At 70.9% G+C, this 25,930-nt stretch carries 19 protein-coding genes; 6 read left to right on the top strand and 13 right to left on the bottom strand.

What is annotated here, in order from left to right; all coding sequences use genetic code 11:
* The first annotated feature begins 26 nt into the window (after positions 1-26).
* Complete coding sequence (locus SY2F82_RS31445) at positions 27-629, top strand: YceI family protein (RefSeq protein ID WP_200422567.1); 603 nt, start codon at positions 27-29, stop codon at positions 627-629.
* Positions 630-710: 81 nt separating this feature from the next.
* Here SY2F82_RS31445 and SY2F82_RS31440 read toward each other — a convergent pair whose 3' ends face one another.
* Together SY2F82_RS31440 and SY2F82_RS31435 are read right to left on the bottom strand one after the other, a co-directional pair.
* Positions 711-2,078: a hypothetical protein gene (locus SY2F82_RS31440; protein ID WP_200422566.1), complete on the bottom strand. Its 1,368-nt coding sequence runs from the start codon at positions 2,076-2,078 to the stop codon at positions 711-713.
* 84 nt (positions 2,079-2,162) lie between these two features.
* A complete protein-coding gene (locus SY2F82_RS31435) occupies positions 2,163-5,189 on the bottom strand; it encodes a glycoside hydrolase family 3 N-terminal domain-containing protein (protein WP_200422565.1) in 3,027 nt (1,008 codons plus the stop codon).
* 250 nt (positions 5,190-5,439) lie between these two features.
* Between SY2F82_RS31435 and SY2F82_RS31430 the strand changes: the two genes are divergently transcribed.
* Complete coding sequence (locus tag SY2F82_RS31430) at positions 5,440-7,302, top strand: ricin-type beta-trefoil lectin domain protein (protein ID WP_200422564.1); 1,863 nt, start codon at positions 5,440-5,442, stop codon at positions 7,300-7,302.
* 61 nt (positions 7,303-7,363) lie between these two features.
* On the opposite strand, the gene cimA is transcribed toward SY2F82_RS31430, so the two are convergent.
* The 10 genes from cimA to SY2F82_RS31385 form a co-directional block, all read right to left on the bottom strand.
* Positions 7,364-8,974 carry a citramalate synthase gene (gene cimA, locus SY2F82_RS31425; RefSeq protein WP_200422563.1) on the bottom strand — a complete coding sequence of 537 codons (1,611 nt, stop codon included), beginning with the start codon at positions 8,972-8,974 and terminating at the stop codon, positions 7,364-7,366.
* Positions 8,975-9,256: 282 nt separating this feature from the next.
* Positions 9,257-10,570, bottom strand: coding sequence for an MFS transporter (locus tag SY2F82_RS31420; RefSeq protein WP_200422562.1), 1,314 nt, complete (start codon positions 10,568-10,570; stop codon positions 9,257-9,259).
* Between the two features lie 164 nt (positions 10,571-10,734).
* Positions 10,735-11,823, bottom strand: a complete 1,089-nt coding sequence (locus SY2F82_RS31415) for a branched-chain amino acid aminotransferase (RefSeq protein ID WP_200422561.1) — start codon at positions 11,821-11,823, stop codon at positions 10,735-10,737.
* Between the two features lie 298 nt (positions 11,824-12,121).
* On the bottom strand, positions 12,122-13,165 hold the full coding sequence (locus SY2F82_RS31410; protein ID WP_200422560.1) for a 3-isopropylmalate dehydrogenase: 1,044 nt from the start codon (positions 13,163-13,165) through the stop codon (positions 12,122-12,124).
* A 206-nt stretch (positions 13,166-13,371) separates the two neighbouring features.
* The gene (locus SY2F82_RS39575) at positions 13,372-13,503 is read right to left on the bottom strand and encodes a hypothetical protein (protein ID WP_103838047.1); all 132 of its coding nucleotides are present in this window, start codon (positions 13,501-13,503) and stop codon (positions 13,372-13,374) included.
* Between the two features lie 287 nt (positions 13,504-13,790).
* On the bottom strand, positions 13,791-14,330 hold the full coding sequence (locus SY2F82_RS31405; RefSeq protein ID WP_200422559.1) for a GNAT family N-acetyltransferase: 540 nt from the start codon (positions 14,328-14,330) through the stop codon (positions 13,791-13,793).
* Positions 14,331-14,412: 82 nt separating this feature from the next.
* Entirely contained in the window at positions 14,413-15,267 is an 855-nt protein-coding gene (locus tag SY2F82_RS31400; RefSeq protein WP_200422558.1) for an alpha/beta fold hydrolase, read from the bottom strand.
* Between the two features lie 78 nt (positions 15,268-15,345).
* Positions 15,346-16,977, bottom strand: coding sequence for an L-glutamate gamma-semialdehyde dehydrogenase (pruA, locus tag SY2F82_RS31395; RefSeq protein WP_200422557.1), 1,632 nt, complete (start codon positions 16,975-16,977; stop codon positions 15,346-15,348).
* Between the two features lie 50 nt (positions 16,978-17,027).
* Positions 17,028-17,168, bottom strand: a complete 141-nt coding sequence (locus tag SY2F82_RS31390; protein WP_200422556.1) for a hypothetical protein — start codon at positions 17,166-17,168, stop codon at positions 17,028-17,030.
* Positions 17,161-18,087, bottom strand: a complete 927-nt coding sequence (locus tag SY2F82_RS31385; protein ID WP_200422555.1) for a proline dehydrogenase family protein — start codon at positions 18,085-18,087, stop codon at positions 17,161-17,163. Before SY2F82_RS31385 ends, SY2F82_RS31390 begins: the two co-directional genes overlap by 8 nt.
* Before the next feature lie 161 nt (positions 18,088-18,248).
* Here SY2F82_RS31385 and SY2F82_RS31380 point away from each other — a divergent pair, with 161 nt between their 5' ends.
* The 3 genes from SY2F82_RS31380 to SY2F82_RS31370 all read left to right on the top strand — a co-directional run bounded on the left by SY2F82_RS31380 (position 18,249) and on the right by SY2F82_RS31370 (position 23,712).
* Positions 18,249-19,487: a CdaR family transcriptional regulator gene (locus SY2F82_RS31380; RefSeq protein ID WP_200422554.1), complete on the top strand. Its 1,239-nt coding sequence runs from the start codon at positions 18,249-18,251 to the stop codon at positions 19,485-19,487.
* Positions 19,488-19,588: 101 nt separating this feature from the next.
* Complete coding sequence (locus SY2F82_RS31375; protein WP_200422553.1) at positions 19,589-20,776, top strand: FHA domain-containing protein; 1,188 nt, start codon at positions 19,589-19,591, stop codon at positions 20,774-20,776.
* A 71-nt stretch (positions 20,777-20,847) separates the two neighbouring features.
* Positions 20,848-23,712, top strand: a complete 2,865-nt coding sequence (locus tag SY2F82_RS31370) for a protein kinase (protein ID WP_200422552.1) — start codon at positions 20,848-20,850, stop codon at positions 23,710-23,712.
* A gap of 4 nt (positions 23,713-23,716) precedes the next feature.
* Here SY2F82_RS31370 and SY2F82_RS31365 read toward each other — a convergent pair whose 3' ends face one another.
* The gene (locus SY2F82_RS31365) at positions 23,717-24,295 is read right to left on the bottom strand and encodes a TetR/AcrR family transcriptional regulator (protein ID WP_200422551.1); all 579 of its coding nucleotides are present in this window, start codon (positions 24,293-24,295) and stop codon (positions 23,717-23,719) included.
* Positions 24,296-24,390: 95 nt separating this feature from the next.
* Between SY2F82_RS31365 and SY2F82_RS31360 the strand changes: the two genes are divergently transcribed.
* Positions 24,391-25,923, top strand: coding sequence for an MFS transporter (locus tag SY2F82_RS31360; protein ID WP_200422550.1), 1,533 nt, complete (start codon positions 24,391-24,393; stop codon positions 25,921-25,923).
* Positions 25,924-25,930: the final 7 nt, after the last annotated feature.

Raw genomic sequence — 25,930 nt, 5'->3', positions numbered from 1 at the left:
CGATCCGTCCCCCAAAGGAGCACGTCATGAGCATCTTCAGCCGCAAGAACGGCAACGAGACCGCACCGGCCGCCGCAGTGAGCCCGGACCTCGCCGCCCTGACCGGCGAGTACACGCTGGACCCGGCGCACAGCGCCATCGGGTTCGTGGCCCGGCACGCGATGGTCACCAACGTCAAGGGCAGCTTCAAGGACTTCACCGGCACCCTGCACCTGGACGGCTCGGACCCGTCGAAGTCCACGGCTTCCATCGACGTGAAGATGGACAGCATCGAGACCGGCTCCGCCGACCGCGACAACCACCTCAAGAGCTCCGACTTCTTCAGGATCGACGAGCACCCGACGATGACGTTCCGCTCCACCCGCGCGGAGGCGCTCGGGGGCGACGATTACCGGATCACCGGCGACCTCACGATCCTCGGCACGACCAAGCCGATCACCATCGACCTGGAGTTCAACGGCGCGGCCAAGGACCCGTTCGGCAACGAGCGCGTCGGCTTCGAGGGCAAGGCGGAGATCCTGCGCTCCGAGTGGGGCCTGACCTGGAACGCGGCCCTCGAGACGGGCGGCGTGCTGGTCTCCGACAAGATCAAGCTGGTCTTCGACATCTCGGCGATCAAGCAGGCGTGACCTCGCCGGAACCACCGCGAGCGCCCGCCCTCCCGGACCGGGAGGGCGGGCGCTCGCGTCTTCTCCCGACCTCTGCCGCGGTCAGAACCCTCCGCTGAAGTCCCCGCCGCCCCCGCCGAAGTCGCCTCCCCCGCCGAAGTCCCCTCCCCCGCCGTCGCCGAAGCCGCCGCCGAAGTCCCCGGGGTCGAAGTCGGCGCCCGAGACGTCGCCGCCCTCGTACCCGCCGAAGTCGCCGTAGCCGGTGCCGTAGTCGGCGGCGTACGAAGGGGTGGCCATCATGCTGCCGAGCAGCGTGCCGACGAGCAGGCCGGGCAGGAGGCCGCCGCCGAAGTAGCCGCCCGCCCAGGGGCCGTAGGCGGGGCCGGCGTCCCAGTACGGACGGCGGCCGTACTCCGTGTCCACCTCGCGGATCATGGGGTCGCGGCCGTCGGCCAGACGAGCCTGGTCGGCCGCGCAGACCGGGACCTCGCGCGGGGCCCCGCCCGGAGGCGTCCAGATCGCGTCGGCGACGGACGGGCCGTGGCGCGGGTCGAAGAAGCAGGGCGCCCGGCGCTCGGGCAGTGGGCGGCCCTCGCGGCGGGCGGCGAGCGTCGCCAGCGCGAACCGGCCGTCCTCCAGGGCCTGGGTCACGGCCTTCACGTCCTCCGGGCGCCGCGCCGCCGTCATGGCCGACTTCGCCTCCTCGTACGCGTCCAGGGCGCGGGCGTAGTCCGCGCGCATCGCGTCGTCGGCGCCGGGCTCCCCCGGCCGGAAGTCGAGGCGGTCGAGTTCCTCGCCGAAGGCGGTGATGTCCTCGTCCACCACGACCCGCAGCTTCTCCAGCGCGGCCTGCTGCTCCTCCTCGCGCCGGCGCCGGCCGCGCCGTACGAGCATGTAGGCGCCGGTGCCGCCGAGCACCAGGACCACGGCGAGCATGATCAGCGCGGTGGACGACGCCCCGTGGTTGCTGCGGGAGGTACCCCAGGTCGAAGGGGCGTGTCCGCCGACGTTGGCGAGGGCACGGTCGGTGAAGTCGTTCAGCTGGGCCGTGGCGCTCTCACCCTGGACACTGGTGACCAGGTTCCGCACGGCACTGTGCCCGAGGACCGAGGAGTCGGCGCGGGCGTCGAAGCGGTCGCCGAGACGGACGCCGTACAGGCCGGTGATGCCGGTGGCCGTGCGCAGGTCGGCGAAGAGGTCCCGGGTCGGGTAGTCGGCGGGCAGGACCACGAGGAAGACCGGCTTGCCCGCGTCCTCGATCTTTTTGGCGAGGGCGTCGGCGTCCGCGACGGACAGCTGCCGGGAGGCGGCCGGATCCACGTAGACAGGACCGCTGCGGAGCGCCTGTGCGATGGCGGAGACGTCCGTGGCGGCCTGGGCGCGGGGCGCTCCGGTGGACAGCACCGTGAGCACGGCCATGAGCAGGGCGACCAGCGGTACGACCAGTCCTCGACGGAGCACGGCGTTCATACTTCGAACCTACCGGAAGGCGCCCGAACCCGGAGTTCGGTGCGGGTGGGCGGCAACGCACCGCCCACCCGTACCGGGTTTCCGTCAGGCCGCTGCCCGGTAGGCCCGCGTCAGCTCGGCCACGGCTGCCGCGTACCTGCCCGTCAGCAGCAGGTGGTCGGCGTCGGCGAACGGTTTCGCGATGGCCGCCGTCATCGCGGACCCCGCCTTCTGCTGGACGAGCAGCCGGGCCCGGGTGACGATCTCGCGTCCGGCCCGGTCGGAGCCCGTCCTCTCGGCCGCGGCGGCCGCGAGCGCGAGCGCCTTCAGGGTCGCCGTGCCTCCCTCGGGGACCGCGGTCAGCGTGGTGAGCCCCCACCCGTACGGGAACTGCGGATCGTACGAGGCGTCGCCGACGTTGATCGGCAGCTGGTTCTCCGACCTCGGCCAGGTGACGGGGAGCTGCCCGGTGAAGGGCCGCCTGCCGTAGAGGACGTCCGCCACACCGTCGCCCTCGGTGCCCGGCAGCCAGGACGCCACGAGCGCGTCGATCTCGCCGAGCCGGTCGCCGATGATCTGCGGGCGCCCGGAGACCATGAGCACCGCGCACTTCATGGCCCCGCACACCTTGTCGACGGCGGCCTGGTCGGCGGCGGACAGCCGCAGGTCGTGGCCGTTGCCGACGTCACCGACACCCTCGGCGTAGGGGGTCTCGCCGACGACGACCACACCGACGTCGTAGCCGTTCGTCGGTGCCGAGGCGTCCTTGGAGTAGGTGATGGCCGTGTCCGGCGCGGCCTTCCGCATGCCCTGGAGGATGGTCGTGCCCTGGGTGTGGGTGCCGGAGGCGCCCTGCCAGGTGAGGGTCCAGCCGCCCGTCTGGTTGCCGAGGTCGTCGGCGTTGGAACCGGCGACGTACACCTTCTGGTTCTTCTTCAGCGGCAGCACACCGTGCGCGTTCTTCAGCAGCACCTGGGACTCGGCGGCCGCCTGCCGGGCCACGGCCCGGTGGGCCGCCGAGCCGATCCGCGCGGCACCGGTGGTGTCGGCGTAGGGGTGCTCGAAGAGCCCCAGCCTGAACTTCTGCGTGAGGATGCGGGAGACGGCGTCGTCGATGCGCCGCTCGCTGATGCGCCCGGCCTTCACCTCGTCGACGAGTGTCGTGCGGAAGTCCTTGTACGTGTACGGCACCATCATCATGTCGACACCCGCGTCGACCGCCGAGCGGACGTGGGACGCGTAGTCGCCGGGGAGCTGGTCGATGGCGTTCCAGTCGCTGATGACGAAGCCGTCGAAGCCCATACGGCCCTTGAGCACACCGTTGATCATGTCGCCGCGGGCGTGCATCTTCACAGGGCCCTGGCCGTCGCCGACGATGTCGAGCGAGGAGTACGACGGCATGACCGAGCCGATGCCGCGCTCGACGGCCGTCTTGTACGGCGCCAGGTGGACGGCCTCCAGCTGCTGCCGGGTGACCGTGGTGACGCCCTGGTCGATGGTGTAGGAGCCGGTGGTCGACGAGCCGTACGCGGTGCCGCCGTCCCCGACGAAGTGCTTGGCGGTGGCGAGCACCTTGTCGTCGCGGCCGAGGTCGCGCCCGTCCGGCCGTCCCTGCAGGCCCTGGATGATCGTCTCCATGGACCGCACGAGCGCCGGGTCCTCGCCGAAGGACTCGTAGGAGCGGCCCCAGCGTTCGTCACGGGTGACGCACAGGCAGGGCGCGAAGTCCCAGGGAACGCCGGTGGCGCGTACCTCGGAGGCGGTCACCGCCCCGGCCTTCTCGGCCAGTCGGGGATCTCTGGTCGCTCCGATGCCGATGTTGTGCGGCATGATCGTGGCGCCGGCGAGGTTGTTGTGGCCGTGTACCGCGTCCACGCCGTAGATCAGCGGGATCTGGAAGCGGGTGGCCTGCGCCTGGAGCTGGAAGCCGTCGATCATCTTCGCCCAGGCGTCGGGGGTGTTGGGCGTGGGGGTGGAGCCGCCGCCCGAGAGAAGTGAGCCGAGGGCATAGGTGGCGATGTCGCCCTGGTCGGTGAGGGCGGCGCGCTCGGCCTGGGTCATCTGGCCGGCCTTCTCCTGAAGGCTCATACGGGAGAGGAGGTCCGCGACCCGCTTCCTGATGGGCAACCTGCTGTCCAGGTACGGCAGTCCGTGGGCGTCGATGACCACCTGGGGTGTCTCGGCCGGCGCCTTGGCTCCGGTGACCGTGAGCTTGACCGGGATGGTCTCGGCGGGCTCGGCGGACCTGTCCTTCAGGGTGGGGACCTGGATGGTCCGGGATGCGCCGGAGGCGGTGCCCGCGGGGAAGGTGAGGGTGCCGGAGACCGCGGTGTAGTCCTTGCCGGGCTCGGCGCTGCCGCCGCCCGTCTCGTACCGCACGGTCACGGGCTCGTCGATCGGAGCGGAACCGGTGGTGGCGACGGTGACCCTGACGGTCGCCGTTCCGCCCTCCTTCACCGGGTGGACGGGGGCGTCGGTGGTGACGGAGGCGCGCAGCGACTGGTCGGCCCTGCCGTACAGCTCCACGTCGTCCATCGCGAAGTGGCCCTTGACTCCGGCCGGCAGGGTGAGGGCGTAGCCCCACATCTGCGTCAGGCCGAGGACGTGGTCGATTCCGCCGACCGGCTGGTAGTCCGTGCGATAGGTGAAGTCGGTGAAGGGGATCTCGATCTGTTTCCAGCCGGTGAAGTCGTCGGTGAAGGAGGTGGTCCACAGCTCCGACGCCTCGCCGTTCGCGCCGCCGTCCTTGATCTCGAAGGCGATCTTCTTGCCGTTGTCCTGACCGTCCCACCAGAAGCGGATTCCCTTGTGGGAGGACCAGTCATGGGCCGGCCGGTCCGCGGCGAAGTCGTGGGTGAAGCCGCCGTAGCCGCTGATGTCGTAGCCGCCGGTGAGGACCTTGGCGCCCTCGGGGGCGTCGGCGCGGTCGGCGAGTTGGAGCGTGGGCGGGTCGTCGCTGTCGCCGCCCCAGGTGAAGATGCCCTCCGCCGGCTGCTGGGCGAAGGGCACCTCGCCCTCGAAGCGGTCGACGGGGACGGGCGTGGGGGCGGGGTCGTCGGCCGCGCGCGCCGACGCCAGGGGGATCAGGGCGGTGAGCAGGGTGGCGGAGGCGAGCAGGGCGGTTCTTCGCATGGACGGACCTTCCCTCGACTCATCAAGTCGTCATGGTTCACTCATGACTTAGATCACGCCGTGAGTTAACTAGCGCCCCGGGCACCCGTCAAGAGTTCACGTCAGAAGGGCCGCAGACGCAACTCCCTTCTGAATCCGTCCCTTTGTCGCTTCAGATTCTGAACGCGCACCCCCTTGACGTGTATACGAAGCCGTCATTTACTCACGCCTCGCACGCCCCCATCCCCCACCTTCAGAAGGGCGGCGCTCCATGAACAGACACAGGCGCACGGTCCGGCTGCTGCTCGCCGGGCTGCTCACCGCCGCCGGGTTCGCGGCGGCCACGCCGGCGCACGCGACCGGTGAACAGGTCACCGTCTGGCTCACGACGACCGACGACTCGGGCGGGCGCCATGTGGTGCGGGGTCTGCAGCCGCAGACGCCGTTCGCCTTCCAGTCCGGAACCGGTGGCAGCGGTGAGAACATCACCGTGGACGAGAACACGCGCTACCAGACCTTCACCGGCGGCGGGGCGTCCTTCACGGACACCGCGGCCTGGCTGATGAACAGCAGCGGGGCGCTCACGCAGGCGACGCGGGACGCGACCATGCGGAAGCTGTTCTCGCCGACGGACGGGATCGGCCTGTCGTTCCTCCGCAATCCCATGGGCGCCTCCGACCTGGCGCGCTACGGATACACGTACGACGACGTGCCGGCCGGTCAGAGCGATCCGTCGCTGGCGAAGTTCTCCATCGCACACGACCTGGCGGACGTGGTGCCGCTGACGAGGCAGGCGCTCCAGCTGAACCCGCAGCTGACGGTGATGGCCTCCCCCTGGACGGCGCCCGCCTGGATGAAGGACAGCGGGCAGTTGGCCGGAGGCTGGCTGAAGGCGGAGGACTACGGGGCCTACGCCTCGTACTTCGTGAAGTACCTCCAGGCCTACCGGGACCAGGGCATACCCGTCTCGTACGTCACGGCCCAGAACGAGCCGACGTGCTGCTCGGGCTATCCGTCGATGAGCTGGAACGCGTCCGGGCTCGCCTACTTCACGAAGAACGAACTGCTGCCGAAGCTCCAGGCGGCGGGTCTGACGACGAAGGTGCTGGCGCACGACTGGAACTGGGACACGTACGACTCCTACGCCGCCCAGACGGTGGACGACGCGGCCATCCGCTCGCACCCGAACTTCGGCGGGATCGCCTGGCACGGGTACGGGGGTGACGTGACGAAGCAGACGGCCGTCCACAACCGGTACCCGCAGCTGGACGCGTTCGGCACGGAGCACTCGGGCGGCACCTGGATCGCGAACCAGCAGCGCGAGGACATGCTCAACATCGTGGACTACACCCGGAACTGGGCGAAGTCCGTGACGAAGTGGTCGCTGGCCGTCGACCAGAACATGGGGCCGCACAACGGCGGCTGCGGCACCTGCACCGGGCTGATCACGGTGCACAACGGCGACGGTGCGAGCGGGACGGTCGACTACACGATCGAGTACTACACGATGGGGCATCTGACGAAGTTCGTACGGCCGGGCGCGCAGCGCATCGCCTCGACGGCGTCGTCGTCCGTGCCGAACGTGGCGTGGCGGAACCCGGACGGTTCGAAGGCACTGATCGCGTACAACGACGGCACGTCGGCGAAGACGGTGACGATCGACTGGGGCGGGCAGCACGCGACGTACTCGTTGCCCGGGAAGACGTCCGCGACGTTCACGTGGTCGGGTGCGCAGTCGGGCGGCGGCGACCGGTCGGGGGCGTTCGTGGGGCCGGCGGGCAAGTGCCTGGACGTGGCGGGGGCGTCGAATGCCAACGGCACGGCCGTGCAGCTGTACGACTGCAACGGGACGGCCGCGCAGCAGTGGACGGTGAAGACCGACGGGTCGATCCAGGCACTCGGGAAGTGCCTGGACGTGACGTCCGGGTCGACGGCTGACGGGGCGAAGGTGCAGTTGTACGACTGCAACGGCACGGGAGCGCAGCAGTGGTCGTACAACTCGTCGACGGGTGACGTGGTGAACATCGCGGCGAACAAGTGCCTGGACGTCACGGACAACTCGTCGGTGAACGGGGCGCGGGCGCAGATCTGGTCGTGCACGGGTGCGGCGAACCAGAAGTGGCGGTTGCAGTAACCCGCCGATGCCGGGCCGAGTGCTGCTCGCAGCCTCGGCCCGGCATCGGCGGCCCCGGGAGCTACTCCGCCGGTTCCACGCCGGCCCGGAGCAGGCCGTATGTGTATGCGTCCTCCAGGGCCTGCCACGATGCCGCGATCACGTTCTCCGCCACGCCCACCGTGGACCATTCGCCCTTGCCGTCCGACGTGGAGATCAGGACGCGGGTCGTGGACTGGGTGCCGTGCACGCCCTCCAGGATGCGGACCTTGTAGTCGACCAGGTCCAGGGCGGCCAGCTCCGGGTAGATCTTCTCCAGGGCCACGCGCAGGGCGCGGTCCAGGGCGTTGACCGGGCCGTTGCCCTCCGCCGTGGCCACGATCCGCTCGCTCTTCGCCCACAGCTTCACCGTGGCCTCGTTGGCGTGCGTGCCGTCCGGGCGGTCCTCGACGATCGCCCGCCAGGACTCCGTGCGGAAGTAGCGCAGGGGCTTGCCCGCCACCTCCTCGCGCAGCAGGAGTTCGAACGACGCGTCCGCCGCCTCGTAGGTGTAGCCCTTGAGTTCGCGCTCCTTGACGCGCTCGACCACCCGGCCCACCACCTCGCGGTCGCCGCCCAGGTCGATGCCCAGTTCCTTGCCCTTGAGCTCCACCGAGGCGCGGCCCGCCATGTCGGAGACCAGCATCCGCATGGTGTTGCCGACCAGTTCCGGGTCGATGTGCTGGTACAGGTCCGGATCCACCTTGATGGCCGAGGCGTGCAGGCCCGCCTTGTGGGCGAAGGCCGAGACGCCCACGTACGGCTGGTGGGTGGAGGGGGTGAGGTTCACGACCTCCGCGATCGCGTGGCTGATGCGCGTCATCTCGCGCAGCCGGCCCTCCGGCAGCACCTTCTTGCCGTACTTCAGCTCCAGGGCCGCCACCACCGGGAACAGGTTGGCGTTGCCCACCCGCTCGCCGTACCCGTTCGCCGTGCACTGCACGTGCGTCGCGCCGGCGTCCACCGCCGCGAGGGTGTTCGCGACCGCGCAGCCCGTGTCGTCCTGGGCGTGGATGCCGAGCCGGGCACCCGTGTCCGCCAGCACCGTCGAGACCACAGCGTGGACCTGGGCCGGCAGCATGCCGCCGTTCGTGTCGCACAGGATGACCACGTCCGCGCCCGCCTCGGCCGCCGTACGCACCACCGACTTGGCGTACGCGGCGTTCGCCCGGTAGCCGTCGAAGAAGTGCTCGCAGTCGACGAAGACCCGCCGGCCCTGCGCCCGCAGGTGGGACACCGTGTCGCGGATCATCTCCAGGTTCTCGTCGAGCGTCGTGCGCAGCGCCAGTTCGACATGGCGGTCGTGGGACTTGGCGACCAGCGTGATCACCGGAGCCCCCGAGTCCAGCAGCGCCTTGACCTGCGGGTCCTCCGCGGCCTTGCCGCCCGCGCGGCGCGTCGCGCCGAAGGCCACCAGCTGGGCGTGCCGGAAGGCGATCTCCTGCTGGGCGCGCGCGAAGAACTCGGTGTCCCGCGGGTTCGCGCCGGGCCAGCCGCCCTCGATGAAGCCCACGCCGAAGTCGTCCAGGTGCCGTGCGATGGCCAGCTTGTCCGCGACGGTGAGGTTGATCCCCTCGCGCTGCGCGCCGTCGCGCAGCGTCGTGTCGAAGACGTGGAACGAGTCGTCGAGCTCGCTGGTTGCCGTCTCGGTCATGGTCTCAAGGCTCCTGTTTTGGATCTCGGTCTTACCGGAATGACCGGTTCCACCGTCCCCCCATACTCCCTCGCGCTCCGCCCCCGGCTGAAGGTGGGCCAGGAAACGAAAAAACCTCTCGCGGGTGCGAGAGGTCTGCGCGCGGGTCGAGGACGACGGTGGCCACCCGTACCTGGTCGTACGTGGCGGTCACTGCGGACCGGCGCGCCTGCTGCCAATAATCATGGCGAACGAGAGCACGGGGGCAGTCTGGCACAGTCCGCCCCCGCGCTCACCGTCGTCTCAGGATGCGGTCGTCACGGAGGAGGACTGCCCGTCCTTCATCCGAGTGAGGTCCAGGTCCCTGGTCTCCCGCATGCTGACGTACACGACCAGCGAGACGGCCGCACAGGCCGCGACGTACCAGAAGAAGCCGGACTCGGCGCCCGCGTCCTTGAACCACAGGGCGACGTATTCCGCCGTTCCGCCGAACAGGGCGTTGGCCACCGCGTAGGGAAGCGCCACACCCAGCGCGCGGACGCCCGTCGGGAACAGCTCGGCCTTCACACAGGCGTTGATCGAGGTGTACCCGGTGACCACGACCAGGGCCAGCAGCGCCAGGCCGAGCGCCGGCCAGAAGCTGTCCGCCTGCTTCAGCAACGTCATGATCGGGACCGTCAGCAGGGTGGAGCCGACGGCGAAGGTGATCAGCAGCGGACGGCGGCCGATCCGGTCGGAGAGCCGGCCGGCGAGCGGCTGGAGGCAGGCGAAGACGATCAGCGCGGTGAAGGAGACCAGGGTCGCGGTCTGCTTGGGCAGGCCCGCGGAGTTCGACAGGTACTTCGTCAGATACGTGGTGTACGTGTAGTACGCGACCGTGCCCCCCATGGTCAGCGCGATCACCAGGAACGCCTCGCGCTTGTGCCGCCACAGCGCGCGCAGCGTGCCGCGGCCCTCGCCCGCGTCCTCGTTCTCGTCGGCCTCGGCCTCGTAGACGTCCGTCTCCAGCATGTTCCGGCGCAGATAGAAGACCACCGCCGCGCCGAGGGCGCCCAGCACGAAGGGGATGCGCCAGCCGTAGTCGTGCAGCGCGTCGTCGGACATGGTGCGCTGGAGGACGATCTGCAGGCCGAGGCCGACGATCTGCCCGGCGGTCATCGACACGTACTGGAAGCTGGAGGCGAAGCCGCGCCTGCGCGGGTCGGACGCCTCGGTGAGGTAGGTCGCGCTGGCCGCGTACTCGCCGCCCACCGACAGCCCCTGGAGCAGTCGGGCGACGAGCAGCACCGCCGCGCCGCCGTACCCGGCGACGGCGTACGTCGGCGCGATCGCGATGAGGATCGCGGAGGCGGACATCAGCGTGACCGTGAGGGTCAGCGCGGCCTTGCGGCCCCTGCGGTCACCGACCCGGCCGAGCAGCCAGCCGCCGACCGGGCGCATGAAGAAGCCGACCGCGAAGATGCCCGCGGTGTTCATGAGCTGGGCCGTGGGGTTGTCGTCGGGGAAGAACGCCCCGGCGAAGTAGGTGGCGAAGCTGGCGTAGACGAACCAGTCGTACCACTCCACCATGTTGCCGGCCGAGCCGATCCAGATCTTCTTCCAGTGCTCTCGTCCCATGGCCCGTAACGTGCCGGGCGTTCGCGGGTGCGACAAGAGCGCCTCGGGTTTCGTTCATTGCGTTCATGACGCATCCGCGGGCCGGCCGCCTGCCCCCGTGTGGGCGAAAGAGGGCCGCCCCGGAGGTGAAGTCGGGGGCGGCCCCTGAAGGGGTGCGGCGGGCGTCAGCCCAGCTTGTGCATCCAGCCGTGCGTGTCCTCGCGCGTGCCCCGCTGGATGTCGAGCAGCGCCTCGCGGAGCTTCAGGGTGACCTCGCCCGGCTCGCCGCCGGACTGCTTCCACTCGGCGGTGGCGCGCTTGACCGTGCCGACCGGGGTGATGACCGCGGCGGTGCCGCAGGCGAAGACCTCGGTGAGGGTCCCGTTCTCGGAGTCGGCCTGCCACTGGTCGATGGAGATCCGGCCCTCCTCGGCCTCGTAGCCGAGGTCACGGGCGACCGTCAGCAGGGAGTCACGGGTGACGCCCTCCAGGATGGAACCGGTCAGCTTCGGGGTGACGATCTTGTTGCCGTACACGAAGTACAGGTTCATGCCGCCGAGCTCCTCGACCCACTTGTGCTCCACGGCGTCGAGGTAGCAGACCTGGTCGCAGCCCTTGGCGGCGGCCTCGGCCTGGGCGAGCAGGGAGGCCGCGTAGTTGCCGCCGGTCTTGGCGTCGCCCATGCCGCCGGGGACGGCGCGGACGCGGTCCTCGGACGCCCAGATGGAGACGGGCTTCACACCACCCGGGAAGTACGCGCCGGCCGGGGAGGCGATGACCAGGAAGAGGTACTCGTTGGCGGGCTTGACGCCCAGGCCGACCTCGGTGGCGATCATGAAGGGGCGCAGGTAGAGGGACTCCTCACCGCCGTGCGCCGGCACCCACGCCTTGTCCTGCTGGACGAGCAGGTCACACGCCTCGATGAACGTCTCGACCGGGAGCTCGGGCATCGCGAGGCGCTTGGCGGAACGCTGGAAGCGCAGGGCGTTCATCTCCGGGCGGAAGGTGGCGACGGAGCCGTCGGGTCGGCGGTAGGCCTTGAGGCCCTCGAAGATCTCCTGCGCGTAGTGCAGGACGTTGGTGGCCGGGTCGAGGGAGATCGGCGCGTAGGGGACGAGCTGACCGTCGTGCCAGCCCCGCCCCTCGGTCCACTTGATCGTCACCATGTGGTCGGTGAAGTGGCGGCCGAACCCGGGGTTGGCCAGGATCGCCTCCCGCTCCGCGTCGGAGAGCGGGTTGGAGGAGGGCTTCAGCTCGATCGTGGGCGTCGTCATGTGTGGTTGTCCTTCACCGGTTGTCGTGACGGGCCGCGCTCGCTCCCGCACCGGCAGTGGCCGGTGCTAGGACGTCCGAGCATTCCCTCATTCCGCGGCTCCGCGTTCGATTATGGCAAGCGGGTGAGGGATGGGGGCACCCCCACGCCTTTCGGGCTGTGAGGGAGAAACGGTGTGAATACGGCCCTAGGGGTAGCACAGGGTGGGTCGATGGTGACACCCGGCGAGGGCATGGGAAAGCCGCCGGGTGCGGTTGCGACCCGGCGGCCTTGACTCAGGGGGTGAGTAGGGCGGCGGGTCAGCCGGCTACTCGTACGGCGAGCGCGTCGCCGATCTCGTCGGTCGTGCGGGCGGGCTTGCCCACGCGCTCCGCGAGGTCGGCGGAGACGGCCTCCTCGATGCGGGCGGCCTCGGCCTCGTAGCCGAGGTGACGCAGCAGGAGGGCGACCGACAGGACGGTGGCCGAGGGGTCGGCCTTGCCCTGGCCCGCGATGTCGGGCGCCGAGCCGTGCACGGGCTCGAACATCGACGGGAACTCGCCGGACGGGTTGATGTTGCCGGAGGCGGCGACCCCGATGCCGCCGGAGATGGCGGCGGCGAGGTCGGTGATGATGTCGCCGAAGAGGTTGTCGGTGACGATCACGTCGAAGCGCTCGGGCTGGGTGACGAGGTAGATCGTCGCCGCGTCGACGTGCATGTACTCGGTGGTGACCTCGGGGAACTCCTCGGCCACCTTGTTGAAGATGTTCGTCCACAGGTGACCCGCGAACGTGAGCACGTTGTTCTTGTGGACCAGGGCCAGCTTCTTGCGCGGGCGCGCCTGGGCGCGGGCGAAGGCGTCCCGGACCACGCGCTCGACGCCGAAGGCGGTGTTCACGGACACCTCGGTGGCGACCTCGTGCGGGGTGCCCTTGCGGATGGTGCCGCCGTTGCCCGTGTACGGGCCCTCGGTGCCCTCGCGGACCACGACGAAGTCGATCTCGGGCTGCCCCGCGAGCGGGGTCGCGACGCCCGGCAGCAGCTTGGAGGGCCGCAGGTTGACGTGGTGGTCGAAGGCGAAGCGGAGCTTGAGCAGGAAGCCGCGCTCCAGCACGCCCGACGGCACCGAGGGGTCGCCGATCGCGCCGAGCAGGATCGCGTCGTGCTGCTTGAGCTGCTCGAGGTCGGCGTCGGTGAGGGTCTCACCGGTGGCGTGGTAGCGCCTGGCGCCGAAGTCGTACTCCTTGGTCTCCAGCTTCACATCCTGCGGAAGGACGGCGGAGAGGACCTTCAGTCCCTGGGCCACGACCTCCTGGCCGATGCCGTCACCGGGAATCACTGCGAGATTGATGCTGCGAGACATGACGGCACCGTACTCCTCGTCCCACGCAATGACACGGGGCGTCCGCGATGCGGACACCGCTCAACATCGAGGTGCGGCGCGGCAGATGGCGCGGGGCGCCCGGCCGCACCGCACCTCGTGCGGGTGCGGCTCCCGGCTCATGGGTGCAGCCTCATGGGTGAGGGTGCGGGCCGTACGAGTGACGGCCCGGGGAGCGGAGGCGCGGCTCAGTGGCCGGTCGCGCCGCCGTTGTCCCTGCGGTCGAGGGCGCGCTGGAGCGCCGCGGCGGCGTTCTTGCGGTCGGACTCGCTCGTACGGGAAACGTGACGGACTCGGCGGCGGGCGGTCGTCTCGGCCATGGGAAATCGACTCCTTCGACATCCGGGAGTGCGGAAAGGGGTTTCGAGACCCCCCCACTGCTGAACGCGTGGGAGGTACCCCCAGCCGAGGCGGAGAGCGGTGCCGCAGGGGTTGCCTGCACGGGGCCCGGCTCACGACCGCCATTCGCTTGATCGAGCGAGACGTTCGGCTTCTACAAAAGTAAGTGAGGACCGGGCGTCTGTCTCCACAATTACTCGGACTTCCTACTATCTGAGACGGTGCAGTGGGCCGTATGAGCGTGACCTGCGAAAACCGTCGCCGACGGTCAGAGGACGTCACCGTCGCGCCAGTCGAAGACCAGCTTGCGTTTGAAGTCGAGGTCGCCCGCGGCGGCGGGGCGCACATAGGTGCAGTCCTCGTCGTCACGCAGACGGACGACACCGCGGGGGCCGAGGCCGTACAGACGGCCGCGCCAGAGCCGCCAGCCACGGGCGGCGTAGAGGGGGGCGCCGTCGTCGCTGGCGGAGAGCGCCCCGAGGTCGTAGGCGCGGTCGATGATCCGCTCGACTTCGGCCATGACACGCCCGCCGAGCCCCTGGCGCCGCACGTCGGCGCGGACACCCACGCCCTCGACGTACCCGACGCGCAACCAGCGCTTGCGGTACCGGGCACGTCGCTGGATGACGGACCCGTGTGCGGCGAGCCCCTGCTCGTCGCTGACGAGCACGTGCATCCCGCCGAGCGCGTGCTCCCAGTCGTCGTCGTCGTAGCCCCCGTCGAACGCGGCGCCGAGCAGCGCGCGCACGGCCCGGAGCTCGGCGGGGTCGAGGTCGGCGGTATGGGCGGTACGGACTCCGACTGTCACGTGATCAGTATCACTCGCCACGTCGCCTTCTCCCCGCCCGACGCCACACCTGCCGCTCCCCTGCGGGACGCCGGGCCCCGGGTCACAGCACGTCCGCGACCGCCTGGCGGAATCCCTGCGGGTCCTCTGTCCACGGCATGTGACCGGCGTCGGGCAGGACCACCCGCCGCACCATCGGCAGGACCCGTTCCAGGGAGTCGACCGCCGGACGCGGTCGGACGTCCCGGCCGCCGTCGACGATCAGCACGGGCACGTCGAGGGTTCGGCAGGCGGCGTGCAGCTCCGGAGTACCCCAGGTGCGCTTCCGCTCCTCGTTGAGGGCCCTGTTGCACTCGTCGTTGACGCCGAACCAGGGATCGGCCATGCGTCCGGCGTGCTCCAGAGCCCGCTCGCGGTCCTCGAACTCGATCGACCACTGCAGGACGGCCCGCTCCCGGTCCTCCTCACGGGTGCGCTCGGCGCGATCGGTCAACTCCCGCCAGCGCAGCAGGTTTTCAGGCTGCTCACCGAGTCTGGCGAGGAAGTTCTCACGGTACGCGGGGTGCCAGGTGTCGTCCGAGTCGATGCCCGTACCGGAGACATAGATCAGCGCGCTCACCCTCTCCGGGTGCGTCAGCGCATAGCTCAACGCCAGCTGCGCGCCCCAGGAGTGGCCGAGCAGGGCCGTGCGGTCGAGGCCGAACCGCCGTCGTACGGCGTCGAGATCTGCCACGAAGCGGGCGCTCGTCCAGGGTCCGCCGCACCGCTGCGACCGCCCGCAGCCGCGCTGGTCCCAGCGGACCACCGTGGACCGGTCCCCGAGCAGTTCCGCCACGTCCTCGAACATGTCCCACAGGCCGGGCCCGCCGTGGCACAGGATCAGCGGATCGCCCCGGCCCGACCGCGCCGCCCACAGGTGTACGCCGTCGTCGGCGGTCACCGTCCGCTCATCGATCATGCGGCCAGTCTGCCCCGGGACGCACGCGAACGGGCCGGGTCCGCACAGGGACCCGGCCCGTTCCGGCCGCCGCGGGCGTCAGCCCATGTGCGGGTACGTGTAGTCCGTCGGCGGGACCAGCGTCTCCTTGATCGCGCGGGTCAGGGTCCAGCGCAGCAGGTTCTGGGGGGCGCCCGCCTTGTCGTTCGTGCCGGAGGCGCGGCCGCCGCCGAAGGGCTGCTGGCCGACCACGGCGCCGGTCGACTTGTCGTTGATGTAGAAGTTGCCGGCCGCGTAGCGCAGCCTCTCGGCCGTGTACGCCGCCGCAGCGCGGTCGTTCGCGATGACCGAGCCCGTCAGGGCGTAGTCCGAGACCGACTCCATCTGGGTGAGCATCTCGTCGTACTTGTCGTCCTCGTAGACGTGGACCGCGAGGATCGGGCCGAAGTACTCGGTGCGGAACACCTCGTTCTCCGGGTCGCTGCACTCGATGACGGTCGGACGGACGAAGTAGCCGACCGAGTCGTCGTAGGAACCGCCCGCGACGATCGTGCAGGCCGGGTCCTCCTTGGCGCGGTCGATCGCGGCCTTGTTCTTGGCGAAGGCGCGCTCGTCGATGACGGCGCCGATGAAGTTCGACAGGTCGGTGACGTCACCCATGCTGATGCCGTCGACCTCGGCCGCGAACTGCTCCTTGAAGCCGTCGTTCCAGATCGACGCCGGGATGTACGCGCGGGAGGTGGCGGAGCACTTCTGGCCCTGGTACTCGAAGGCACCGCGGGTGAGCGCCGTCTTCAGCACCGCGCGGTCGGCCGACGGGTGGGCGACGACGAAGTCCTTGCCGCCGGTCTCGCCGACCAGACGCGGGTAGGAGCGGTACTTCTCGATGTTGTTGCCGACCGTCTTCCACAGGTACTGGAACGTCTTGGTGGAACCGGTGAAGTGGATGCCCGCGAGGTCGCGGTGCTCCAGAGCGACCTCGGAGACCTCGATGCCGTCGCCGGTGAGGAGGTTGATGACGCCCTTCGGCAGGCCCGCCTCCTCCAGGAGCCGCATCAGCAGGACGGCGGCATGGGTCTGGGTCGGGGACGGCTTCCACACCACGACGTTGCCCATCAGTGCCGGCGCCGTCGGCAGGTTGCCGGCGATGGCGCTGAAGTTGAACGGCGTGATCGCGTAGACGAAGCCCTCCAGCGGGCGGTGGTCCAGGCGGTTCCACACGCCCGGGGAGTTGGCCGGGGGCTGCTCGGCCAGGATCTGGCGGGCGTAGTGCACGTTGAAGCGCCAGAAGTCGACCAGCTCGCACGGGGTGTCGATCTCGGCCTGCTGGGCGGTCTTGGACTGGCCGAGCATGGTGGAGGCGGCCAGCGTCTCACGCCAGGGACCGGCCAGCAGCTCTGCGGCGCGCAGGATGATCGCGGCGCGGTCGTCGAAGGACATCGCGCGCCAGGCGGGCGCGGCGGCGAGCGCGGCGTCGATGGCGTCCTGCGCGTCCTGCCGGGTGGCGTTGCGGTAGGTGCCGAGGACGGACTTGTGGTTGTGCGGCTGCACGACCTGGAACTCCTCGCCGCCGCCCATGCGCTGGACGCCGCCGATGGTGCAGGGCAGGTCGATCGGGTTCTCGGCCAGCTCCTTCAGCTTGGCCTCCAGGCGGGCACGCTCGGGCGAGCCGGGGGCGTAGCCGTGCACCGGCTCGTTGACGGGGGTGGGGACCTGGGTCACAGCGTCCATGGGTTCCGTAACTCCTTGACGTGAGCGGTGTTGCGAGCGGGGGTGCGGGCTCAGCCCTTGGTGACCATCGAGCGGACGAAGAAGCGCAGGTTCGCCGGCTTCTCCGCCAGGCGGCGCATGCTGTGTCTTCCCGGGGGACACCCTCCGGACCCCCGGCCGAAGCCGCGGCACAGCCCTGTTGCCTCAGCCATGAGTGACCATGCTCCTCAGGAAGAAGCGCAGGTTCGCCGGCTTCTCCGCCAGGCGGCGCATGAAGTAGCCGTACCAGTCGGTGCCGTACGCCGTGTAGACGCGCATGCGGTGGCCCTCGGCGGCCAGGCGCAGGTGCTCCTCGCTGCGGATGCCGTACAGCATCTGGAACTCGTACTCGTCCATCTTGCGCCCGGCGCGGTGGGCGAGTTCCTGGGCGATGGAGATCAGGCGCGGGTCGTGGGAGCCGATCATCGGGTATCCCTCGCCCTCCATGAGGGTCCTCAGGATGCGGACGTACGCCTTGTCGGTCTCGTGCTTGTTCTGGTAAGCGACCGACGCGGGCTCCTTGTACGCCCCCTTCACGATACGCACGCGGCTGCCGCTCTCGGCGAGGCGGCGGGCGTCGGCCTCGGTACGGAAGAGGTAGGCCTGGATGACGCAGCCCGTCTGCGGGAAGTCCTTCCTCAGCTCCTCGTGGATGGCGAACATCGAGTCGAGGGTGGTGTGGTCCTCCGCGTCCAGCGTGACCGTCGTGCCGATGGCGGCGGCGGCCTCGACGACCGGACGGACGTTCTTGAGGGCCAGCTCGTGGCCGTCCTCCAGTGCTTGGCCGAACATCGACAGCTTCACCGACATCTCGGCGCGGGTGCCCAGCTCCAGGGGCTCCAGCCGGTCGATCAGCTCCAGGTAGGCGTCGCGCGCGGCCGCGGCCTGCTCCGGGGTCGTGATGTCCTCGCCGACGACGTCCATCGTCAGCTCCAGCCCCTTGCCGGTGAGGTCCTGGATGATCGGCACCACGTCGTCGACCGTCTCGCCCGGGATGAAGCGGTCGACGACCTGCTTGGTCACCGGGGCCGCCGAGATCAGGCGTCGCATCCGGTCGCTGCGCGACGCGGCGAGAATCACGGGACCCAGCACGGGGCACCTCCACAGAACAGGCAAGAGGCCGCGACCCGACGATTCGGGTACGGCACGGAGAACCACCGTGAAACCTAAGGATCCCTCCGATCGTCGGCCATCGACAGCTGTCACGCATCCGTGCCCTGGATCTCAGACAGGTGTATGAGCGAGATGGGAAAATGCGGGAGAATGCCCGTGTGGCGGATGTTTTCAAGGCTGGGCGCGGTGATTACCAGGAGCTCGTCGACGAGATCTCCGCACTGCTCGGCGCCCCGGCGACCCTGGAGAACCGGGACTTCGAGCTGATCGCCTTCGCCGCGTACGACAGCGAGGGCGACTTCGACGAGGCGTCCCTCGACCCGGTGCGCACCCGCTCGATCCTCACGCGCCGCTCCACGGCGGCGGTGCGGAAGTGGTTCGAGGGCTTCGGCATCGCGCGCGCCACCGGGCCGGTGCGGATTCCGCCCACTCCGGAGGCCGGCGTGTACCGGGGAAGGATCTGTCTGCCGGTACGCCATCGGGGTGTCGTCCTCGGCTATGTGTGGCTGCTGGCCGACGAGCCGGGCCCGTCCGAGGCGCAGCTGTCGGCCGCGATGGAGATCGCGGCGCGGATCGGCGACCTGCTCGCGGAGGAGGCGCAGGCGGGCGCGGAGGTGACGCGTGAGCTGCGCGCGGTGCTGACCGCGGAGCGCGGCTGGCCGCAGGACATGGCGGTGGCCGAGTTGCGGACGGCGCTGGGCGCGCGCGGCGAGGGCCTGCACACGGTGGTCTGCATCGCGCCCTGGCCCTCGGCCGACCCGGACGACGCGCCGTCGGCCCGGACGATCCCGGCGGCGACCGCGCTGTGCACGGTGCCGTGGGGCACCAGGGGTCAGAGTCTCGCGCTGCTGGTGCGGCTGCGCTCGGCGGACGTGCTGACGCCGGCGCTGACGGCGGCCACCCGGCTGCTGCGGGAGGCGGGACACCAAGGCGCGGGCTCCGCCGCCGAGGTGGCCGGCGCCCGGGGCTCCGCGGCCGGGGTGGCCGGCGCCCGGCACGGCCTCGCCGAGCTGGGCGCGGCCTGGCAGGAGGCATCGGCGGCGGCCCGAGCGGCCCTGGCGGAGCCCCGGCTCGGCCCGATCGCCCAGTGGTCCGCCATCGGCCCGTACCGCCTGCTGACGTCGCTGCCGCCGCAGGCGGCCCACGACCCGGCCGTCAGCGCCCTGCTGGCCCCCGCCCACCGCGAACTGGCCCGCACCGCCGAGGTGTTCCTGGACTGCGCGGGCCAGGCGGGACGCACGGCCACGGCCCTCGGCATCCACCGGCAGACGCTGTACTACCGCCTGTCCCGCGTCGAGCAGCTCACCGGCCTCGACCTGGACGACGGGGAGGACCGGCTGTTGCTGCACATGGCGCTGAAGGGGGCGCGGCTGGCCTGAACGGCATCGGGCGGGAAAGCCGGACATCGCCACATACGGGCCTGCGGAGCGCTAGCCTCTCGACACGGGGCGTGCGGCCCGGAAGTCGGGGGACGAGGTGCGTGACGAACGACATGGCGGCGCTGCGCCGCATGGAACGCCATCTGCTGGGCACGGCACAAGAGGCCAACTACCTGGTCGACCTGTCCAACGTGGTGCGGGACCGGGCGCTGGGCGGCGGATCGGCCCGGGAGCTGCGCAGGTTGCGGCTGGTCCTGCGGGCCCTGCGTGAATCCACGGGCGACCGGGACGTCACCGTCCACGGCATCGCGGACAACAGCCTGCTGCACCCGCGGCACGACGGGGAGTTCCCCGATCCGGCAGAGGGCGCGCTGCTGCGCGAGTGGCGGGACCGCGGTCTGATCGCCGCCATCGACAAGGCGGACCCCGATCTCCTTGACCATGCCAGGGAGCTCGGCACCAGGGTGATCAGCAGCGACAACTTCACCGGCCACCGGAGCGAGCACCCTTGGATCCAGGGCGACCGCGAACACTTCCTCAGGCCCGAACGCGAGGAGGGCGGTCGGGTCCGACTGGTCCTGCGGGACATGCGGGTCTTCGCGGACCGGGAGATCTCACGCGAGGGCGAGCGCGACACGCTCAAGGCCCGGAACCTGCTGGACTTCCAGGGCCGGCCACGCTCGAACGTGCTGGGGCGTTCCTGGCGGTGCCCGCACCCGGACTGCCGCCCCAGCCCCGCGATCCAGCGGGGCAAGGTGGTGTGCCGCACCCACCGGATGCTGTTGACGGACACCGGCCCACGCCGCCGCCGGATCCAGCTGAAGATGTTCGTGGACGGCACGTGCCACGCCTGGGAGAACATCACCGAGGGCCCCGAAGGGCAGGACCGGGAGTTCGTGCTCGGGCGCGGTCACTTCGTCCGGATCGATGAGTGCCATCTGTCCGGGGAGCGGCGGCGCCGGATCAGCAGGGAGCATCTCCTGCTGATCTGCGGCCGGGGCGCGCTGTGGGTCCTCGACACCAGCACGGCGGGCAGCAGGATGCGCACCGTCCGCCCGGGCGGGGAACCCACCGCATGGCGCGCCCTGCCGCGCCGCGGCACCGGGGCCGCCGCAGCGCCCGGCGAGCGGGCGCCCCGTGGCTTCGGTCCGGACGACGAGATCGAACTGGTCCCGGGGGTCGTGCTGCGCCGCAGCGGCCAGCGGTGGCCGGAGGAGCGCGCGGAGGGAGTCCGTGCCAAGCCGCCGAGGAGGCCGGCGGGCGGCGAGGAGTTGACGAGTCCGGGCTGAGCGAAAGCGACGGCCGGGGGGCGTACGGGCGGAGTCAAGACGGGCCACGGGTGGACCGGTTGGGGGGTCGGGTGGAACCGCTGCGGGAGGGCGATCCCGAACGGATCGGCGGCCACGAGTTGTTCGCGAGGCTGGGCGAGGGCGGTTGGGGGACCGTCTACTTCGCCCGGACGAGCAGGGGCCGTTCGATCGCGTTGAAGACGATCCGGCCCGCGTGCCTGGAGGAGGACCCGGAGCGGTTCCGTAAGCGTTTCGCCAGGGAGGTCGAGGCGGCCAAGGCGGTCGACCCCCGGCACACCGCGGAGGTCGTCGACTCCGACACGCGCGCGGCAGAACCGTGGTTCGCCTCCCGCTACATCCCGGGAGTCAACCTGGCCGAGGCCCTCGACCACTGCGGGAACCCGCTGCCGCAGCGCACCTGGCGGGTACTGGCGGCCGGCCTGGTCGACGCCCTGCGCAGCATCCACCGCGCCGGCCTCGTCCACCGCGACCTCAAACTCGCCAATGTCCTGCTGGGTGCCGACGGCGCCTACGTCATCGACTTCGGTATCGCCCGGCACCTCTCCCCCACCGACGGTACGACGCTGACCAGGACCGGCACCAGCCCCCGGACCACCAGCTTCGCCTCGCCCGAGCAGCTTCGGGACGAGCGCGTGGGATGGGCCGGCGACATCTTCGCCCTGGGGCTGGTGCTGGCCTACACCGCCCTGAACCGGCACCCTTTCGGGACCGGCTCACCTATGGAGATCGCCGCGAACATCGTGATCGGCAGGCCGTCGCTGGACGGGTTGCCGCCCGCGGTGGAGAAGGTGGTCCGCCCGTGTCTGGAGCCGGAGCCGGGCAACCGGCCCGGCCCGGCCGAGATCGCCGACCTGCTGGCGGCCGAGGCGTCGCCGACGGCGCAGGACTGGCTGCCGCCGGGCCTGCGCGCCAGGATCGACCAGCGGTCCCGTTTCGCCATCGACATCGACCGGCCGCTGCGTCCCGGCCGGAGCAGCCCCAGGGCGGCGGGGCCCACGCCCGCACCGGCCGCCCGGTCCTCCTCGGGACTCACGACCGACCCGACCCCGCCGGAGGCGAGGTCCGCGCCGAACGCCCGGCTGCTGCGGGAGAGGGACCTGGAGCCGGCACCGGCTGGGCAGACGGAGACGGAGAAGACCACACGACCGGCCGCGGCCGCTCCCGGCAAGAAGGACACCGCCGGCCCCGGCGACACGGAGGCCAGGATGCGGGCCTCCGCCCAGGCGGGCAACGCCGAAGCCATGCGCTGGGTCGCGGCCCACTGCAAGAACACCGGCGACCTGGAGGCGGCACTGCTCTGGTACAGGCGCGCGGCCGACGCCGGCAACGCCACCGCCGCCCGCGAGGCAGGTCAACTGCTCGAAAAGCACTTCCCGAGGCGACGGGCGGAAGTCCTGGCCCTTTACCAGAGGGCCTCGGACGCCGGCGAGCTGTTCGCGCGCACGCGGCTGACCCGACTGCTGGCCCAGGAGCAGGACAAGCCGGGCCTGGCCCCGAAGGCGGAGCCCACGACTCCGCCCAAGGCGGCCGCTGCGGCGGGTGGGAACGCCGAGGCCCCGGGTGGTGACGGAACGGCGCAGAGCGGCGGCGCCGCGGGCGTCCCGGCCCCGGTCTCCGCGGCCGAACAGGAGCTGCTCCGCCAGCACCGGACCGCCGCCATGAACGGGAAGATCAACTCCGTGCTGGCGCTGGCAGACTGGTACCGGCAGCAGAATCGCGACCAGGACGCGCTCGTCTGGTACTGGCGAGGCGCCGAGGGCGGGCATCCTCACTGCATGTTCGTGACCTCGGTGCTGCTCGCCAAGGATCCGCGACGGGAGGGCGAGTCGCTCCGGTGGTTGCGGGCGGCGGCCGATGCGGGCAACACGGCGGCGCTGCACCGCCTGGGGCAACGCGTGGAGAAGGATCGGCGCCCGGCGGACGCGCTCCGTTTCTTCCGCTCCGCCGCCGAGAAGGGACATGCGCCGTCCATACTCGAGACGGCGCGCCTTCTGGAGCAGTCGGCACAGCCGGTCCAGGCACTGGAGTGGTTCGTCCGCGCCGCTGCGAAGGGCAGCGCTGCGGCAGCCGAGGAGGCCGACCGCATCCGTGCCGAACTGCGGCGCAACGCCTCGTCACCGCCCCCTTCGGGGGAACAGTCTCCCAAGGCCGCACCGCCCCGGAAGAAGACCTCGTCCAAGGCCGCCCCCGCCTCCGGCACCACGAATCCCACCGGCGCCAAGACCCGCACCGCGACGACCGCCACCGCCACGAAGACCACTCGGCCGAACGCGTCCGTGCTGCGCAGGGAGGCCGAGCGGCACGAGCGGGAAGGCCGGCTCCACAAGGCCCTGGACAGCTATGCCCAGGCGGCGGAACAACTGGGCGACACGGCCTCCAAGCGGGATGTCGCCCGGCTGTGCCTGAGCTTGAGCGGCAGTGCCGAGAGCCCGGAGGAGCGCAGACGCTTCCGGAAGCGGGCCGTCCGGCTCTATCGGAAGCTGGCTCAGGACGGAGACCCGCAGTCGATCCGGGCGCTCGCGGAGCTCGGGTTGACCGTCGACAGCCGGGAGCAGAACACCAAGCAGTTGCAGACCCAGCTGGAGGCGCAGCTGCAGGCGGCCGGCGAGGGCAGTTCGAAGGCCATGCGCCAAGTGGCCCGCACGTACCTGAGGCTGGGCTCCGAGGAGCACGTCCAGGCGGCGCTGGCGTGGCTGCGCCGGGCCGGCGAGATGAACAACACCGGCGCCATGCTGGACGCGGCCCGCGTGTGCGAGGAGCGCGGGCAGCACCGCGAGGCCCTGGAGTGGTACTGCTGGGCCCGGGACAGCGGTGATGGGGCGGCCGTGGCGCATATCGAACGCCTGGCGGCCGACCACCCGGGCGCCGCCCTGATGACCCGCCTGTCCAGGCGACTGCGCCGCGCCTGGACCTGACGGGTCACCTCCGGGTGGCGGCCTCGATCACCTGGCGCAGCCCCTCGGTGAGCCGGTCGGCGTCGGGGGCGCTCTTCGGGTCGAAGGTCCACTGCGTGATGAGCCCGAGCATCAGGGTCGTGTAGAAGGTGCCGAGCGTGTCCACGGTCTCCTCGGGGACGTCCTCCTCGCGCACGCCCGTGAAGAAGGCCACGAAGCCGCGCGAGCCCTCCCGCTGGGCGCGCGCCAGGTGGTCGCGCAGCTCGGGCATCTGGTCGCCCATCGCCACGATCTCCACGCTCAACCGCCACAGGGAACCGGGCTCCCGCATGGTCGCGATGATGTTGGACCACACCTCCCGGAACCGTTCCAGCGAGCCGGGCTCGCCACGGATCTCCTCACTCCCCTCGAAGGTGTCGGACATCTCCTCGACCAGCGCCACATAGGCCTGTGCGAGCAGCGCGTCCTTCGACCCGTAGTGGTAACCGATCGAGGCCAGGTTGGTCCCCGACTCCCTGACGATGTCGCGCGCCGTCGTACGCGCGAACCCCTTGTCCAGCAGGCAGCGCTTGGCGCCCTCGAGCAGATCCTCACGGTGTCCCATGCGACCACCTTACCCCGATCCATACGCGTGTCCTAGACGAGCGACTTAAACGTTCGTACTAGACAAGCGTTTAAGACGCCCGTACAGTCCCTGGCATGACGAACCCGACGAGCACAACCCCGGCCGCGCCGCCCACCGGAACCCGCGCCGGCCGCCGTGAATGGACGGCCCTGGGCGTCCTGATGCTTCCGCTACTGCTGGTCTCGATGGACGTCTCGGTCCTCTACTTCGCGATCCCCGCGATCAGCGCGGACCTGGAGCCGAGCGGCACCCAGCAGCTGTGGATCTTCGACATCTACGCCTTCGTCCTCGCCGGGCTGCTGATGACGATGGGCTCGCTCGGCGACCGCATCGGCCGCCGCAGGCTGCTGCTGCTCGGGGCCGCCGCCTTCGGGGGCGCCTCACTGCTGGCGGCCTACGCCAACAGCGCCGAGACCCTGATCGCGGCCCGCGCCGTCCTCGGTATCGGCGGCGCGACCCTCATGCCGTCGACGATGGCGCTGATCCGCACGATGTTCACCGACCCCGGTCAGCGCGCGAAGGCGATCGGCCTGTGGTCGGGCGTCATGACGGCCGGCATCGCGCTCGGCTCGGTGATGAGCGGTGTCCTCGTCCAGTACTTCTGGTGGGGCTCGGTCTTCCTGGTCAACCTGCCGGCGATGGTCTTGCTGCTGGTCCTCGGCCCGTTCCTGCTCCCGGAGTCGAAGAACCCCGAGCCCGGCCGCTTCGACCTGCTCAGCGTGCCGCTGTCGATGGCGGCGGTGCTTCCGGTGGTCTACGGCCTGAAGGAGATCCCGGCCGAGGGCTGGCACGTCCAGTACGTGCTGGCGGTGACGGTCGGTCTGCTGTTCGCGGCGCTGTTCGTGTACCGCCAGCGCACCACGGCCTCGCCGATGATCTCCCCCGCCCTGTTCCGCGGCCGGGGCTTCGCGCCCGCCGTGGTGCTCAACCTGATCTCGTCCTTCGGGATGATGGGCTCGGCCTTCTTCACCACGCAGTACCTGCAGTCGGTGCTCGGCAAGAGCGCGATGGAGGCGGCGCTGTGGGCGCTGCTCCCCTCCGTGCCGATCGGCATGGCGGCGCCGATCGCCACCCAGCTGGTGCAGAAGGGCGTCAACCGCGCCTACGTCGTCACGGCCGGGTTCACGATCGCCGCGGCCGGCTACGGAATGCTCGTCCTCGCCGACACCGACTCCCTCTGGCTGGTGCTCGCGGCCTGCGGTGTCCTCGCCTCCGGGATCGTCATCGCCATCTCCCAGATGACGGACCTCGCGATGAGCGCGGCCCCGGTCGCGCGGGCGGGCTCCGCGTCCTCCCTGCTGGAGACCGGTGCGGAGTTCGGCGGCGCGCTCGGGATGGCGGTCCTGGGCTCGATCGGTACGGCGGTCTACCGCCACGAGATCCCGGCCTCGGCCCCGTCGCCGGCCCACGAGACGCTGGGCGGCGCGCTCGCGGTGGCCCACGGGATGCCGGGCCGGGCGGGAGCGGAGCTGCTGGCCACGGCGCGGGAGGCGTTCACCACCGGGATGCACGGGGCCGCTATCGCCGGGGCGGTGGTCCTGGTGGGGGCGGCGGTACTGGCGGCGACGACCCTGCGCCGGATCCCCGTACGCGACACCGAGGAGTGACGGATCA

The organism is Streptomyces sp. Y2F8-2, from assembly GCF_014905555.1.
GTDB lineage: Bacteria > Actinomycetota > Actinomycetes > Streptomycetales > Streptomycetaceae > Streptomyces > Streptomyces cynarae.
The sequence above is the reverse complement of the archived record's forward strand: the minus strand, read 5'-3'. Positions and strand labels throughout refer to the sequence as shown.